Source organism: Vescimonas fastidiosa (assembly GCF_018326305.1).
In the GTDB taxonomy this organism is placed as follows: domain Bacteria; phylum Bacillota; class Clostridia; order Oscillospirales; family Oscillospiraceae; genus Vescimonas; species Vescimonas fastidiosa.
Genome location: NZ_AP023416.1, coordinates 149682 through 165768, shown reverse-complemented (window position 1 = coordinate 165768; position 16087 = coordinate 149682). Strand labels below are relative to the sequence as shown.

The following is a 16087-nucleotide window of genomic DNA, read 5'->3' as shown; positions in this document are numbered from 1 at the left end:
AGGGGCCGATGCCCACATCGGCCCGCCGGGTTTTGCGCCGGACTCTCTGTAAACCACCGTGTCATTGCGAAGCCAGTGTGCACACTGGCTGTGGCAATCCGTCCCAAAGCCTCCCTTGCCTAAAGGGAGGGGGACCAGCCGCAGGCTGGTGGAGGGATTCGTGCGGGGAAGAATCCCCCAGTCACGGCTTCGCCGTGCCAGCCCCCTTTAGGCAAGGGGCCATCAACCTCTCCGACGCTTCGAGCATCTCCCCTTACACAGGGGAGGCTTTTTATTCCCTTGCTCCGCCTACCCCCGCCAATTTGCCAAGGGATAGGTGCCGTTTTCCTTCTTATAATCGGCTAACAGCTCATGCTCCCTCTGCTCGCAATTTTCGCAGACTTCGTACTCTAACAGCAGGAGCGGATAGTCCTTCACCTGCCAAATGGCGCGCCCGCCCTTGTGGTTGACAGCGGTGCCCCAGCCGTATTTTACATATTGCAGCACCCGCTGCCGCAGGCCGCCGCGTCCGTTAGCCTTGCCGATGTACAAAACGGTTTTGCCTGTGCATTGGCCGTATTTTTGTTCCAAAATTGCCGCCGGATAACCTTTTGCACGCAAATTGTCGGAGCCCTCAATAAAGGAAATGGGTAGCTTTTCCGGGGCCAGCACTCGGTAAATGCCTGGCTGACACGGAAGCGAACTGCACTTTGTCCGATGGAGTTCTTCCAATGTGGAAACCGTTGGATGTTTTTGGTACAACGTCGGGTCGCGGTCAACACTTTCCAAAAATGAAATATCCTTATCGAATCGGTCCATCTTCAGCTCACATCGATCATATCCAGATACTTATGCCCGTTCTCGGCGATATACTCCTTCCGCCCCGCCAGGTTGTCCCCCAGCAGGAGGTCAAAAATGCGCTCGGTCTCTGCGGCCTCGTCCGGCAGGACCTTTACCAGCCGCCTTGTCTCCGGGTTCATGGTGGTCAGCCACATCATCTCCGGGTCGTTCTCGCCCAGACCCTTGCTGCGGTCCACCTTCACCTTTTTCCCCTCCAGAGACTTGAGAATGTCCGCCTTCTCTTTCTCCGAGTAGGCAAACCAGGTCTTTTCCTTGCAGGTGATCTCAAACAGCGGCGTCTCCGCGATATATACATAGCCCTCCCGGATCAGCGTGGGGCACAGACGATAGAGCATGGTGAGGATCAGGGTGCGAATTTGGAACCCGTCCACATCGCCATCGGTGCAGAGGATGACCTTGCTCCAGCGGAGGTTATTCAGGTCAAACTGATTCAGGTCCTTCACCGCCCGGCCGCTTACCTCCACGCCGCAGCCCAGGACCTTCATCAGGTCGGTGATAATGTCGCTCTTAAAAATGCGGGGATAGTCGGCCTTCAGGCAGTTGAGTATCTTGCCCCGCACGGGCATGAGGCCCTGGAACTCCGCGTCCCGGCTCTGCTTGCAGGCGCCCAGGGCGGAATCGCCCTCCACAATGTAAATCTCCCGCTTGCTCACATCCTTGGTGCGGCAGTCCACGAATTTCTGCACACGGTTGGCAATGTCGATCTTCTCCGTCAGCTTTTTTTTCTGATTGATGCGGGTCTTTTCCGCCGTCTCCCGGCTGCGCTTGTTGATGAGCACCTGGCTGGCGATCTTCTCCGCCGCATCGGGATTTTCAATGAAGTATACCTGCAGCTGCTCCCGCAGGAAGTCGTTCATAGCGTCCTGAATGAACTTATTGGTAATGGACTTTTTGGTCTGGTTTTCGTAGCTGGTCTGGGTGGAGAAGTTGTTGCTCACCAAAATCAGACAGTCCTGCACATCGGGATAGGTGATCTTGCTCTCGTCCTTGGTGTACTTGCCGTGGTCCCGGAGGTACTTGTCAATGGCGTACACAAAGGCCAGGCGGGTGGCCTTTTCCGGGGAGCCGCCATGCTCTAAGAAGCTGGAGTTATGGTAGTGCTCCACCACGGGATGCTTGTTGGAAAAGCAGCAGGCAATGTTCAGCTTCACCTTGTACTCGGCCTTGTCCGCCCGGTCCCGACCCCGGCGCTCGCATTCCCAGCACACCGGCTCGGTGAAGGCGTCCAGCCCCGCCAGCTCCCGGATGTAGTCGGCGATGCCGTTTTCGTAGAGGAAATCCTCCGTGTCAAAGGCTGCGCCGTTTTGATTTCGCAGCCGGAAGGTGACCCCGGCGTTTACCACGGCCTGGCGCTTCATCACATCCCGGTAGTAGTCCGGGGGAATTTGAATGTCCGTAAACACATCCAGGTCCGGCAGCCAGTGGATGCGGGTGCCGGTCTTGCGCTTTTGGCTGTCGGGCAGGGGGCGGGTCTGCAGCTGCCCCACAATTTCGCCCCGTTCAAAGTGCAGGGAATACTCCTTGCCCTCCCGCCACACGGTCACATCCATGTAGCGGCTGGCGTACTGGGTGGCGCAGGAGCCCAGTCCGTTGAGGCCCAGGGAAAACTCGTAGTTTTCGCTGTTTTCGTTGTCATATTTTCCGCCGGCGTACAGCTCGCAGAATACCAGCTCCCAGTTGTAGCGCCCCTCTTTTTCGTTCCAGTCCACCGGGCAGCCCCGGCCCATGTCCTCCACCTGGATGGAGAGGTCGGAAAACCGCGTGACGGTAATGAGCCGGCCGTGACCCTCCCGGGCCTCGTCGATGGCGTTGGACAGTATTTCAAATACAGCGTGCTCACAGCCCTCCAGGCCGTCGGAGCCGAAGATGACCCCCGGGCGCTTGCGTACCCGATCCGCGCCCTTGAGGCTGGAAATGCTTTCGTTGTTGTAGCTTTTTTTCGTTGCCATAGACCCCTCCTGCCGGCGATTCCGGCCATACCTTATTATTTTACCGCATTTTCTCCGTTCTGGCAAGTGCCGCCCCAAAGTCTGACAAAAATCGAAATAAGAATAGAAAATGTTAGACACTTCACCAACTTATAACAAAAAGGCAACCCCATAAAATCAGCCTTCTGCAAAGGGTTTTGCACAATATCCACATAGTTATCCACATTGTTATGTAAACAGAAAAATCCCGAAAAAGTTGCATAATTTTTCTTGTCTACATAAAAAAGGATATGCAGCGTCACAACCCGATGTTTTACGCGAAAAAGCCACTGTTTTGGAGCGGCTTTTTTCTCTACCCTATTGACATCCCTATGACATCGTGCTATATTACTTCAAAATTGAACTATTCATATAAGAACTATTCCGAGGTGAAGCAGTATGGAGCTGAATATCGAGATACCCCGAAAAATATCCCTGGCCTACGGCGTGGCCTGCAAGGACCTCTGCCGGGAGCTGGACCTGCCCCAGACGGCCTTTGACATTCTGATGTTCCTGGGGAATAACCCTGCCTACAAGACCGCCAGCGAGATCGTGGAGCTGCGGCACATTAAGGCCAATCTCATTTCCGTCCATGTGGAGCGTCTGGTGCAGGAGGGGTATCTGATCCGCCGGCCCTCGCCCACGGACCGCCGCAAAACGGAGCTTTTCTGCACCGAGAAGGCCCTCCCGGTCATTCGGCGGGGGCGGCAGCTGCAGGCGGATTTCCTGGAGAAGGTCTTTGCCGACACGGACCAGGAGACCCGCCGGGCCTTTGCAAACCTCATGCGCCGCATCGAGGAAAATCTCGACGGTATCTTAGAAGGGAAGTAATCCGCTATGCATATATTTTTAACCGTTTTAGTCACTTTTTTTGCGGGCATGGGCGCGGGCCTGGGTACGGGCTTTGCGGGCCTGAGCGCCGCCGCCGTCATCAGCCCCATGCTCATCACCTTTTTGAACATGGACCCTTACATGGCTGTGGGCATCGCCCTTTCCTCGGATGTGCTGGCCAGCGCCGTTTCCGCCTACACCTACCACAAAAATAAAAATCTGGATATAAAAAACGGCCTTATCATGATGGTCAGCGTCCTGGCCTTTACGGTGGTGGGCAGCTATGTGGCAAGCCTGGTGCCTGCGGCCACTATGGGCGGCTTCTCGGTGTTCATGACCTTTCTGCTGGGCATTAAATTCATCCTGCGCCCGGTGATGACCACCAAGGAGGCCATGGCCGCCGTCAGCGCAAAAAAGCGGGCTGTCCAGTCCGTTGTCTGCGGTATCGCCATCGGCTTCATCTGCGGCTTTGTGGGTGCCGGTGGCGGCATGATGATGCTGCTGATCCTCACCAGCGTCATGGGCTACGAGCTAAAGACCGCCGTGGGCACCAGCGTGTTCATCATGACCTTCACGGCCCTTACCGGGTCGGTGTCCCACTTCGCCATCGGCGGAATGCCGGATGTGCTCACATGGGTGCTGTGCATCGTGTTCACCCTGGCGTGGGCGCAGATCGCGGCGGTGTTCGCCAATAAGGCCAAGCCCAAGACCCTTAACCGGGCCACCGGCATCGTCCTGGTGGTCCTGGGCGCGGTTATCATGGGCTTCCGGCTGCTACACTGATAAAAGGAGATGTTTCCATGAAAGAAGTTAAATCCCCCAAGAAACCCTTACTCTATTATTACGGCATTACCCTGCTGGTGATCCTGCTCTTTAACCTTCTGGTTGCGCCCCTGATTGCCCGCAATCAGGTCACGGAGACGGACTACGGCACCTTCATGCAGATGATTGAGGACAAGGACATCGGCAAGGTGCAGGTGGAGAGCGACCAGATCATTTTCACCGGGAAGTCGGGCGGCACCGTCTACACCACCGGAGCCATGGACGACCCCACCCTGACCCAGCGCCTCTATGACGCCGGGGCCACCTTCACCAAGGAGGTGCAGCAGACCACCTCGCCGCTGCTGTCCTTCTTTTTGACCATCGTTCTTCCGCTGCTGATTTTTCTCGGCATCGGCCAGTACATGAGCAAGAAGCTTATGGAGCAGGCCGGGGGCAAGAACTCCCTGATGTTCGGCGCCGGAAGGTCCAGTGCCAAGGTCTATGTCCAGTCCTCCCAGGGCATTCGTTTCTCCGATGTGGCCGGGGAGGATGAGGCCAAGGAGAATCTGCAGGAGATCGTCGATTACCTGCACAATCCTCAGAAGTACACCGAGGCCGGGGCCTCCATGCCCAAGGGCATTTTGCTGGTAGGCCCTCCGGGCACCGGCAAAACCATGCTGGCCAAGGCCGTGGCAGGGGAGTCCAATGTGCCCTTCTTCTCCATCTCCGGCTCGGAGTTTGTGGAGATGTTCGTGGGCATGGGCGCCAGTAAGGTCCGGGACCTGTTTAAGCAGGCCAAGGAAAAGGCCCCCTGCATCGTGTTTATCGACGAGATCGACGCCATCGGCCAGAAGCGCAGCGGCGGCAATATGGGCGGCAACGATGAGCGGGAGCAGACCCTCAACCAGCTCCTCACGGAGATGGACGGCTTTGAGGGCAATACCGGGGTCATCATTCTCGCCGCCACCAACCGCCCCGAGTCCCTGGACCCCGCTCTGACCCGCCCCGGCCGTTTTGACCGGCGTGTTCCGGTGGAGCTGCCGGATCTGGCGGGCCGGGAAGCCATTTTGAAGGTCCATGCTAAGAAAATCAAGACCGCCGAGGATGTAAACTTCCACACCATCGCCCGCATGGCCGCCGGTGCCTCCGGCGCGGAGCTGGCCAATATCGTCAACGAGGCCGCCCTGCGGGCTGTGCGCAATGGCCGCGTTATCGTCACCGAGGCCGACCTGGAGGAGAGCATCGAGGTGGTCATCGCCGGGTATCAGAAGAAAAGCGCCGTCCTGTCCGATCAGGAGAAGCGGGTGGTTGCCTATCATGAGATCGGCCACGCCCTGGTGGCCGCCCTGCAGACTCATTCCGCCCCGGTGCAGAAGATCACCATTATTCCCCGCACCTCCGGGGCCCTGGGCTACACCATGCAGGTGGACACCGGCGACAAGTACCTGATGAGCAAGCAGGAGATCGAAAATAAGATCGCCACCCTCACCGGCGGACGGGCCGCCGAGGAGGTAGCCTTCGGGGAGATCACCACCGGTGCCTCCAACGACATCGAGCAGGCCACCAAGCTGGCCCGGGCCATGATCGCCCGCTACGGCATGAGTGACGAGTTCGACATGGTGGCCATGGAGACGGTCACAAACCAGTATCTCGGCGGCGATAGCTCCCTGGCCTGCGCCTCCGACACCCAAAAGCGCATAGATGAAAAGGTGGTGGAGCTGGTGAAGGCCCAGCACGAAAAGGCCCGCAAGCTCCTCACGGATAACCGGCCGAAGCTGGATAAGCTTGCGCAGTACCTCTATGAAAAGGAGACCATCACCGGCGAGGAGTTTATGCACATCTTAAAGGAAGGAGACGATGCCCAATGAAAAAGTGGTCCGGATTTCGCTGGTTTGAGTTTGCGGAGGGTGTCCTCCTGGTGCTGCTGGGGATTTTCACCCTGGCCCGGCCTGCAAGCGCCCTGACGGGGTTCATCGTGGCCTACGGCGCGGTGGCCGTCATCATGGGCGTGGCGGATATTCTGCTCTATGTCCGTATAGCGCATTTCACCGGCTTCGGCCCCATCGTTTCCCTCCTCTCCGGCACCCTCAGCGTCATGGCCGGTGTTATGCTGCTGGTGTACCCCAATGCCGGGAAGCTGATCCTGTCTGTTCTCGTTCCCCTGTGGTTCCTGGCCCACTGCATCTCCCGCCTGTCGAATTTGAATAAGATCCGCTTCTTTGCCGGAGAATTTCCCTATTATTTTACGCTGATACTGAATGCCCTCGGCCTGGTGCTGGGCGGTCTGATGATCCTGAATCCGTGGATATCCCTGCTGTCCGTTCCGCTCGTCATCGGCATTTACCTGCTTCTTCTGGGGGTGGACTGTCTCATCCTCGCCTTCAGTAAGCTGGGCACCCGGTATTGACCCCCTTTGCACAAACGCAGACGGATGCACACGCCGTCCCCGCAGCGCATAAAAAAGCTCGGCTCACGCCGAGCTTTTTTGCGCGCTGCGGGCCCCCGGCTTTTCGCCGTACCACACCCCTTGCCGCGCACCATATCCATGGCCCCCTTGCCTAAAGGGGGCTGGCACGGCAAAGCCGTGACTGGGGGATTCTTTTTCCCCACCGCACCGGCAGGGCACGCGGGCCCTGCCCTACAAAGCGCTGCGTTATCGGGCCGGGCGGACAGAGCCGTCCACCTCAACAAACCATTCCGTAGGGGCCGATGCCTACATCGGTCTGCCCGCCGCATTGCTTGTAACTTGTCATTGTAAGGCCGGTGCGCACACTGGCCGTGGCAATCCGTCTCTTTTTAATTTCTCCCCCTTATCCGCCCCATAACCGACGCCACCAAAAACGCCGCCAGGGAGGTCACCACCACCGACGCGCCCACGGGCAGGCTCAGCAGGTACGACCCCGTCAGCCCCACGCAGAAGCACACCACCGACAGGCACCCTGCCAGCACCACCACGCCCAAAAAGCTCTTTTTCAGCCGCATGGCCGTCAGGGCCGGGAAAATCACCAGGCTGGAGATGAGCATGGCGCCCATGAGCCGCATACCCAGCACGATGGTCAGGGCCGTCAGCACCGCCAGCAGGGTGTTGTACACCCCCACCTTCATCCCCGTGGCCCGGGAAAAGCTCTCGTCAAAGGTGATGGCAAATAATTGATGGTAAAACAGCCCGAACAGCACCAAAACCGCCACAGACACGCCGATGCTCAAGGCCACATCCGCCCGGCTCAGGGCCAGGATGGAGCCGAACATATAGCTGTCCACATCGGTGGTCATGCCGGTGGTAAGGCTAGTGACAATGATGCCGATGGCCAGGGCCGAGGCGGACACCACCGCAATGGCGGCGTCGGCCCCCAGCTTGCTCCGCTCCGTCATCCGCAGCAGCCCCAGGGCCGCAAGGACCACCACCGGGATGGAAACCGGCAGCGGCGCCCACCCGCAGGCCACCGCCACCGACAGCGCCCCGAAGGACACATGGCTCAGGCCGTCGCCGATCATGGAGTACCGCTTCAGCACCAGGGGAACGCCCAAAAGCGCCGCGCATACCGACACCAAAATTCCCACCACGAAGGCCCGGACAATGAACGGATAGGTAAACATTTCCCATAAAATCATGCCCCTGCACCTCCGAATCGCCGCCCCATGGAGGAGTGAAGATATGCCTCCACCGTGCCGAAAAAGTGCTGCTGCTGCCCGGCGTGGAGGATAAAGTCTGCATAGCGCAGGGCGTTTTCTATGTCGTGAGTCACCATGACGATGGCGATGCCCTCGGTCTTGTTGAGGTAGGCCAGGGTACGGTAGAGGTCCTGGGCGGCGGCGGGGTCCAGGCCCGTCACCGGCTCATCCAGGATCAGCAGCTCCCCGGCTGCGCACAGGGCCCGAGCCAGGAGCACCCGCTGCTGCTGGCCGCCGGATAGCTCCCGGTAGCAGCGATCCTTCAGCTCCAGAATGCCCAGCTTCCCCATGTTCATCAGGGCCCGGGCCTTTTGCTCCGGCGTGTAGAGCAGCCGGTGGCCGCCTGCGCCGAGAAAGCCCGAGCGCACCACCTCCGTCACCGTGGCGGGAAAGTCCTTTTGGGCCCGGGTCTGCTGGGGCAGGTAGCCGATGGCCCCGCCGGAAAGGCTCCCGCCCCGCTCAATGCGGCCCGACAGGGGAGGTAGCAGACCCAGCAGGCTTTTGAGCAGCGTGGACTTGCCGGAGCCGTTTTCTCCCACAATGCAGATGTAGTCTCCCCGGCATACCTGGAAATCCAGATGCTCCCAAATGGCCTTGCCCTCGTAGCCCAGGCTGGCGTCCCGGCAGGCCAGTAAAATTTCCTTATTCATTCAGCATATCCCCTCTCGCAGCGCCGCCACATTCCGGCGCATCAGGCTTAAATATCCCTCTCCCGCAGCCCAATCCGACTGGGAAACGGTCTGACAGGAGTAAAAGGTCACCACCTTCGCCCCTGTGGTTTCGGCGATGGCCTCGGCCACCTTTTGACTGCTCAGCTCCAGGGCATACACCACGGGAATTTGCTCCTGGCGCACCTTGTCAATGAGAAATTTCAGGGTGTAGAGAGACGGCTCCGTGTCGGATGAACACCCGTGAAAGGCCGCCCGGTAGTTAAGGCCGTATTCCCGGCAGAAGTAGAGCAGCGGAAAGCGGTCACCGAATACCAACAGATCCCGTTTTTTCTCCCGGCACACCTGGCGAAAATCCGCATCCAGGTCGGAAAGCTCCTGCAAATACGCCGCCAGGTTGGCCTGAAAATCCGCTGCGTGGGCGGGGTCAGCGGCGCACAGGGCGTCGCAGATGGCCCGGCACAGCTTCCCGGCCTCCACCGGGGAGGTCCAGATATGCTCGTCATACTCTATGTCGTCGCTGTCGTGGTCGTGACCGGCGTGGTCGTCGTGGTCGTCGTGGTCGTCGTGGCTGTCGCCGTCCACCGGCTCTTCCTCCAGAGTCTGGGCGTAGTCCATCATCCGCAGCACCGTGGGGATGTTTTCTCCGGCGGAGCTTAGGATCTCATCCACCCATTGCTCCCCCTCGCCGCCGTTGTAGACGAACACATCCGCCCGGCTTACCCGGATCACATCCGCCGGGGTGGGCTCGAAGCTGTGGGCCTCCCGTCCGGCGGCCACCAGCAGCCGGGGCTCCACCCACTCTCCGCCGATTACCCGCACGAAGTCGTAGTAGGGAAACAGGGAGCAGACCACCGAGAGCTTGCCGCTGTCCTCCTCCACCGGGGCGCAGCCGCAAAGCCCCAGGGCCACGGCCCCCGCCAGCAGCAGAGCTAAAAAGCGTTTTCTCATTTCTCCGCCTCCCGGCACTCCCGGCACAGGCCGTAAAACATCGTCCGCCTGGGATTGATGGCGAAGCCGTGCCCCTCCAGCAGATGGTCATACAGCTCCCCCAGATGGGAGCAATCCATGTGGAAAATCGTGCCGCAGCCCTCGCACTGGAGCAGGAAGCAGTCCGTGTGCCGGGTCTTGTCGCAGTATTGATAGCAGGCGCCCTCCTCTGTGAGCAGCTTGTGGATCTTGCCCTGGGAGACCAGCTTTTCCAGCTGCCTGTACACGGTGCTCAGCCCCACAGACTGACCTTCCTGCCGCAGCCTTTGGGCCAGCTCCATGGCCGTAGCCCGTCCGCCGGGACAGGAGGCGATGCACGCCAGCACCGCCCCTTGCTGCCGGGTCATATAGGACATAAGAATCCCTCCGAATTTGAAAATGATTATCGTTTTCAAATTATACCGATTTTTTGACCGTTGTCAAGGGGGAAAATAGGGAAGGAGGCGGTGAAAAGACGGGGATAATATCGTAGGGGCGGACGCCTCTGCCCGCCCGCCGACTTTGCACCGTACCCCACCAAAAAAGCCGCTTCGGACCTCCGAAGCGGCTTTTGCTCTGTATATTCTGTATATATAGTATTTCGTGCCCGTTACCGGTCCTCCTCCGGCCTGCGCACCAGCAGCTTAATGGCCCCGTGGCAGTTGACAATGTTCACCACCGGGGCACTGGGGGCGTATTCACCGTCCAGGGACCAGGGGATGTCGTCCCTTGTCTCCACCGTCACATGGGAGGCGTGGCGGAAGAAAATGCCCGGGTCGTCGTACTGCATCTGCTTCAGCGACACCAGCAGGTTCGTCAGGTCCAGCACCGTCCGGGGCATCCGCAGCAGCACCAGCTCAAACACGCCGTCGTCCATCCGCACCCGGTTGGGGTCCAGCTTCACCAGGCCGGCCAGGGAGGTGGAGTTACACACGCTGCCGAAAATGAAGTCATCCTCCACGGTCTCCTCGTCGGCGGTGACGCGGCAGTGGTAGGGGCGCAGGGAGTCCAGATTCTTCATGCCCTCCAGAATGTAGGCGAAGTGGCCCAGGGCGTTTTTTGTCTCCTGAGGTGCGGAGTAGCTGGCCCGGGTGAAGGCGCCGAAGGAGGCCACATAGGAAAAATACCGCTCATTGTGCCGTCCCACATCCAGGGCAATGGGCGTGCCCTGGGCGATGATGTCCGCAGCCAGGTAGGGCGCCGCGGGGATGTGCAGGGTGGCGGCAAAGTCGTTGGTGCTGCCGGAGGGCAGGTAGCCCAGGGGCGGCTTGCGCTCCAGCTGCATAAGGCCGGAGATGGTCTCATTCAGGGTGCCGTCGCCGCCGTAGCAGACCACGGTGTCAAAATCCGGACCCAGGTCCCGGGCGAAGCGGGTGGCGTCGCCGGGGCCCTTGGTCTCCCGCACATACACCAAATAGCCGCCTGCCGACAGCCGGGCGATGGCGTCATACAGCGGGCCCAGGGACTTGCTCTTCCCGGCCCGGGGATTCACGATCAGCAGCAGTCGTTTCACAATCATCCTCCGTTCTGTACATAGGGAAAATCGCATCGCCATTATACCCTATAAAGGCGAAAATGGCAAGAGTGAAACCGATTTTCGGAAACATACACCCCAAGCCTTGCAAATATGCAAAAAATTATGTATGATAAGGTAGAGTTAAAATAGCTTCGCAGCCTTTGGGCCCGCAGACGGCGAGCCCTTCGAAATAAAAACCAAGTGGATTTTCGACAATAGAGTGAGGGTTTGGCATGAAGGATAAAGCAAAATATGTGCGCTGGGGTCTCACGGCCTTTCTCGTGGGCTGCGCCCTGCTGATATTTTATGATGTGTTTTACCGGGATAATGCCGGTACCGTCCAGGCCTTTTTCGGAAAGCTCTGGTCCATCCTGGCCCCGGTGCTATACGGCCTGGCCATGGCCTACCTGCTGGCCCCCCTCGTAAACCATTTGGAGCGCTGGATCCTCCGGGCCAAGGACGCTCTGGAGAAGAAAAGAGGCCGCTCCGCCCCGGTGCGCAGGGGCCTGCTCCGGGCAGTCAGCATCCTCCTCACCTGGGCGGTGGTGCTGGTGGTGCTGTACCTGCTGTTTGCCATGCTCATTCCCCAGCTGGTAGACAGCGTCACCACCCTGATAAGTAACCTGGAGACCTATTATAACCAGATCTACGCCTGGGTCACCAATCTGCTGGAGAAAAATCCCATCGTCAGCACCTGGCTTTCGGACCTGGTGAACCGCTATTACAGCGAGGCCACCAACTGGCTCACCACGGAGCTGCTGCCGGGCCTGCAAGCCACCCTCACCAGCTTCACCGGGAGCCTTGTCACCGGCGTGTGGAGCGTCATCACCTTCGCCAAGAATTTCATCATCGGCATCATCATCTCCGTTTACCTGCTGGCAGCCAAGGAGAAGAGCCTGGCCCGCTGCTGCAAGCTCCTCTACGGCGTCCTGCCCGAGGATCGGGCCATGTTCGCCGTCCGGGGCTTCCGCCGGGTGGACTATATTTTCAGCGGCTTTGTCCGGGGCAAGCTCCTGGATTCGCTGATTATCGGCATCCTCTGCTTCATCGGCTGCTCGATTTTGAATATGCCCTATACGCCGCTGATCAGTGTGGTGGTGGGCGTTACCAATGTCATCCCCTTCTTCGGGCCCTTCCTGGGCGCCATCCCCAGTGCGCTGCTTATTTTGCTGGTGAGTCCGCTGCAATGTCTGTATTTTGTGCTGTTCATTCTCCTGCTCCAGCAGCTGGACGGCAATGTTATCGGCCCGAAGATCCTCGGCGGCTCCACGGGTATCTCCAGCCTGTGGGTCATCATTGCCATCCTTGTTGGCGGCGGCTTCGGCGGTGTGCTGGGTATGTTCCTGGGCGTGCCCATCTTCGCCTGCCTGCAGGTGCTGGTGCGCTGGCTGGTGAATACAAGGCTTCAAAAGAAGCATATGCCCCTGGAGGCCTCGGCCTATGTAAACCGGGACCACCAAGCCTCCGAGACCCCGCCTGACCCGCCGGAAAGCGAAAACAAATAGTAATATTTTCAGATAATTATACTGTAAGGAATTGAGGAATCCCGCCCATGACCCCGGAACTGAAAGAAAAACTCCTGCGCTATGCCAACGAAAAGGAACCCTTTACCGCACACAATCATATTCGCGTCTGCGATATTGACGAGGGCAGCTCACGGCTGGAGCTGGATCTGACGGAGCAGAGCCTGAACCGCTGGGGCCAGCCCCACGGCGGGGTGCTGTTTACCCTGGCGGACGATGCCTGCGGTCTGGCGCTGTCGGGCCTGCGGCAGGAGACCTGCGTCACCGTCAGCGCCGGCATTGACTTCCTGGCCCCTGCCGGGGAGGCCCGGCGCCTCATAGCCCGGGGCCGGGTGACCCGGGCCGGACGCCGCACCTGCTTCTGCCAGGCGGAAATAACCACCGCCCAGGGAAAGCTCCTGGCCGTGGCCCACAGCGTGTGGGCCTACACGGGTAAACCCCTGCCCCTGGGAGATTGATTCTCCGCAAAGTGCATATAAAAAGTGGATATAAGATATAAAAAGTGGATATAAAAAACCGTAAGGGCGGCCCGCCGGGCCGCCCTTTAGCTGTCGCCCCTGTCCGCCCGCCGCACTTCTTACAACGCCCCCGTAGGGGCCGATGCACACATTGGCCCGCCCCACCGCACTTCTTGTTACACTCCGTAGGGGCGACCCTTGCGGTCGCCCGCGGGAGGGGCAGAGTCCCTCCCCTACGCACCCCTTGTACCCCCCGTAGGGGCCGATGATCCTGTTGCGGTGCCCAAAATTTTCGCGCTGCCTTACGGCGGACGCTTAAAATTTTGACCGCGGCCACTCGCTCATCTCGTTTCATCCGCCACCGGCAGCGCTCAGTTCGCTCCCCACATCGGCCCGCCCATCGCACCCCTTATAACGGGCGCGGGGCGTCGAGGACGCCGCCCCCTACGAAGTTCTATCGGTAAACACTCCGTAGGGGCCGATGCCTACATCGGCCCGCCTCCACCGCACTCCTTGTAATGTGTCATTGCGAAGCCAGTGCGCACACTGGCTGTGGCAATCCGTTCTCCCGTCCCCAGGCCCCCTTGCCTAAAGGGGGCTGGCACGGCGAAGCCGTGACTGGGGGATTCCTCTTTACACCGCACCTCTTGTAACGGACGCGGGGCGATGTGGGCATCGCCCCCTACGAAATCCTATCGGTAAACCCTCCGTAGGGGCGGACGCCCCTGTCCGCCCGCCGATTCCGTATCGCACCCACGGCAAGGCCCGTGTGCCCTGCCCCACAAAAAAGCCATGTAGGGCGGGACCCATGTGTCCCGCCGCCCACCGCACGCCTTGTATGCCTCCGTAAGGGCGGGCGAAAATTATATCCCTCTTTTCGGAAACGAGGAAAGGAATTCCACTCACGCGAAACAAGAAAAGCGTCCTTTCCAAGCCCTGTTTTAAGACAGATTCCTTGTTAAGAAACAGACAGGATTGTTTGTTTCTTAACAAGAACATTATATCGCTGTTCACAAAATGTTAAAAAAGACAAAGAGCCCGCTAAATTTTTATTAAAAATGTCTATTGTGGAGTTTCCGGGAATCCTGTATACTTTTAACATAAGCTTGTGTCGTTTTTTTGAGGATACACAGGCAAAATTTTACCCCATCCGGGGGCGAGTTTCCTGAGAGTAAAAATTCTTAGGAGAGAAACTTATATTTAAGGAGAGAAAAAATGGAAGAAAGAAAAGGCTTTGGATCCACATTTGGATTCCTCATGGCTGCCGTCGGTTCGGCAGTGGGCCTTGGCAACATCTGGGGCTTCCCCAATAAGATGGGTGCCAACGGCGGCTTCACATTCCTCATCATCTACCTGATCCTGGCGGCCCTGTGCGGCTTCATCGTCATGGTGGGTGAGCTGGCCCTGGGCCGTCGCACCGGCCGCGGCGTGGTCAGCGCGTACTATGTCCTCAGCAAGAAGTTTAAGTGGCTGGGCTGGCTGGGCATCATCGCCCCGTTCCTGATCCTGGGCTTCTACTGCGCTCTGGGCGGCTACTGCATGAAGTATGTGGTCCTGAATGTGGGCAACATCTTCGGCGCCGGCTTCGGCAACAACGGCTTGGGCAGCGGCGAGGTCTTCGGCAATATGCTTACCAATCAGCTTGAGTCCGTGATCTACGGCCTCATCTTCGTGCTGCTGACCCTGGTCATCGTCATGGGCGGCGTGTCCAGCGGCATCGAGAAGTTCTGCTCCATCGGTATGCCCTGCCTGTTCTTCATGCTGGTCATCGTTATCATCCGCGCCTGCACCCTGGGCGGCAACGATTTTGCCGTGGCCGTGCTGCAGCCCGACGGAAGCACCGTGGAGCAGCTCATTCACAGCAGCTCCCTGGACGGCCTCAAATATATGTTCCAGCCCGGCTATGTTACCGGCACGGGCTACTATGTGCCCGCCACCGCAGAGGTGGCCGGTCAGGTGGTCAGCGCCATCAACGGCGTGCCCGTTGTGAAGTTCATCAACGAGATCCCCAACTTCATCAGCATCCTTTCCACCGCCGGCGGTCAGATGTTCTTCTCCCTGTCCCTGGGCATGGGCATCATGATCACCTACGGCTCCTACCTGGATAAGAAGCAGAACATTGAGAAGAACGCACTGGTCATCGTTATCTGCGATACCCTCATCGCTCTGATGGCCGGTCTGGCGGTTATGCCCGCCCGCTTCTCCCTGGACGCTACCGGTGCAATCGGCGGCCCCAAGCTGCTGTTCATCACCATGCAGAATGTGTTTAACTCCATGGGCACCGTGGGTTATGTATTCGGCATTATCTTCTATCTGCTGGTCATCCTGGCCGCCGTCTCCTCCTCCATCTCTCTGCTGGAGGTCATCGTGGCCCACTTCGTGGACAAGGCCCGTGATGCCGGCAAGGGCGACAAGCGCAAGTCCTATTCCGCCATCGCCGCCGTGGCCGCAGGCCTACTGTGCGTGCTGGTGTGCATGGACGGCCTGGGCTCCAACGGTATGGCTCCCTTCGACATCCTGAAGATCGAGGCCAACGGCTGGAGTGACTGCTGGCTGGACTTCCTGGACATGGTCTCTGAGGGTGTCCTGATGCCTTTGGGCGCCCTGCTCATGAGCATCTGCATCGGCTATGAGCTGAAGCCGCAGTTTGTGGACGAGGAGTGCTGCCTGGAGGGTAATGCCTTCAAGTCCAAGACCTTCTTCAACATCTGCATCAAGAGCATCACCCCCATCCTGATGGTGCTGGTGCTGCTGGGTCAGCTGGATTCCTTCTTCGGCCTGGGCCTGTTCTCCTGACGGAGAGTGCCGCCGAGCGCAATGAAAATAGAATGCATCAAGAAAGCCGGAGCAACCGCTCCGGCTTTCTTTGAGACTGTCGAAA

Annotated in this window: 14 protein-coding genes; 7 read left to right on the top strand and 7 right to left on the bottom strand. The window is 59.0% G+C overall.

The features are described 5' to 3' along the window. Positions 1-288 precede the first annotated feature (288 nt). On the bottom strand, positions 289-570 hold the full coding sequence (locus tag KI236_RS07920) for a GIY-YIG nuclease family protein (RefSeq protein WP_212820925.1): 282 nt from the start codon (positions 568-570) through the stop codon (positions 289-291). Between the two features lie 230 nt (positions 571-800). Next, positions 801-2789, bottom strand: a complete 1989-nt coding sequence (locus tag KI236_RS07915; RefSeq protein ID WP_212820923.1) for a DNA gyrase/topoisomerase IV subunit B — start codon at positions 2787-2789, stop codon at positions 801-803. 417 nt (positions 2790-3206) lie between these two features. Between KI236_RS07915 and KI236_RS07910 the strand changes: the two genes are divergently transcribed. Genes KI236_RS07910 through KI236_RS07895 form a run of 4 tightly spaced genes read left to right on the top strand, consistent with a single transcriptional unit; the run spans position 3207 to position 6807 of the window. Further along, positions 3207-3638, top strand: a complete 432-nt coding sequence (locus KI236_RS07910) for a MarR family winged helix-turn-helix transcriptional regulator (RefSeq protein ID WP_212820921.1) — start codon at positions 3207-3209, stop codon at positions 3636-3638. A 6-nt stretch (positions 3639-3644) separates the two neighbouring features. Continuing rightward, entirely contained in the window at positions 3645-4421 is a 777-nt protein-coding gene (locus KI236_RS07905; RefSeq protein WP_212820919.1) for a sulfite exporter TauE/SafE family protein, read from the top strand. 17 nt (positions 4422-4438) lie between these two features. Beyond that, on the top strand, positions 4439-6268 hold the full coding sequence (gene ftsH, locus KI236_RS07900; RefSeq protein ID WP_212820917.1) for an ATP-dependent zinc metalloprotease FtsH: 1830 nt from the start codon (positions 4439-4441) through the stop codon (positions 6266-6268). Then, positions 6265-6807, top strand: a complete 543-nt coding sequence (locus KI236_RS07895) for an HdeD family acid-resistance protein (RefSeq protein ID WP_212820915.1) — start codon at positions 6265-6267, stop codon at positions 6805-6807. The genes ftsH and KI236_RS07895 overlap by 4 nt, the downstream gene beginning before the upstream one ends. A gap of 389 nt (positions 6808-7196) precedes the next feature. On the opposite strand, the gene KI236_RS07890 is transcribed toward KI236_RS07895, so the two are convergent. From KI236_RS07890 to KI236_RS07870, 5 genes are all read right to left on the bottom strand, one after another. After that, a complete protein-coding gene (locus KI236_RS07890) occupies positions 7197-8012 on the bottom strand; it encodes a metal ABC transporter permease (RefSeq protein WP_212820913.1) in 816 nt (271 codons plus the stop codon). Then, positions 8009-8722 (bottom strand): metal ABC transporter ATP-binding protein, encoded by a 714-nt coding sequence (locus tag KI236_RS07885; RefSeq protein WP_212820911.1) that lies wholly within the window; start codon positions 8720-8722, stop codon positions 8009-8011. Before KI236_RS07885 ends, KI236_RS07890 begins: the two co-directional genes overlap by 4 nt. Continuing rightward, a complete protein-coding gene (locus KI236_RS07880) occupies positions 8723-9691 on the bottom strand; it encodes a metal ABC transporter substrate-binding protein (RefSeq protein WP_212820909.1) in 969 nt (322 codons plus the stop codon). Further along, positions 9688-10086, bottom strand: a complete 399-nt coding sequence (locus KI236_RS07875; protein ID WP_212820906.1) for a Fur family transcriptional regulator — start codon at positions 10084-10086, stop codon at positions 9688-9690. Before KI236_RS07875 ends, KI236_RS07880 begins: the two co-directional genes overlap by 4 nt. A gap of 233 nt (positions 10087-10319) precedes the next feature. Further along, on the bottom strand, positions 10320-11222 hold the full coding sequence (locus KI236_RS07870; protein WP_408059059.1) for a diacylglycerol/lipid kinase family protein: 903 nt from the start codon (positions 11220-11222) through the stop codon (positions 10320-10322). Between the two features lie 236 nt (positions 11223-11458). Between KI236_RS07870 and KI236_RS07865 the strand changes: the two genes are divergently transcribed. The 3 genes from KI236_RS07865 (at position 11459) to KI236_RS07855 (ending at position 16002) form a co-directional block, all read left to right on the top strand. Beyond that, on the top strand, positions 11459-12730 hold the full coding sequence (locus tag KI236_RS07865) for an AI-2E family transporter (RefSeq protein ID WP_212820902.1): 1272 nt from the start codon (positions 11459-11461) through the stop codon (positions 12728-12730). A 47-nt stretch (positions 12731-12777) separates the two neighbouring features. Further along, positions 12778-13206, top strand: coding sequence for a PaaI family thioesterase (locus KI236_RS07860; RefSeq protein WP_212820900.1), 429 nt, complete (start codon positions 12778-12780; stop codon positions 13204-13206). 1215 nt (positions 13207-14421) lie between these two features. After that, positions 14422-16002 carry a sodium-dependent transporter gene (locus KI236_RS07855; RefSeq protein WP_212820898.1) on the top strand — a complete coding sequence of 527 codons (1581 nt, stop codon included), beginning with the start codon at positions 14422-14424 and terminating at the stop codon, positions 16000-16002. Positions 16003-16087 lie beyond the last annotated feature (85 nt).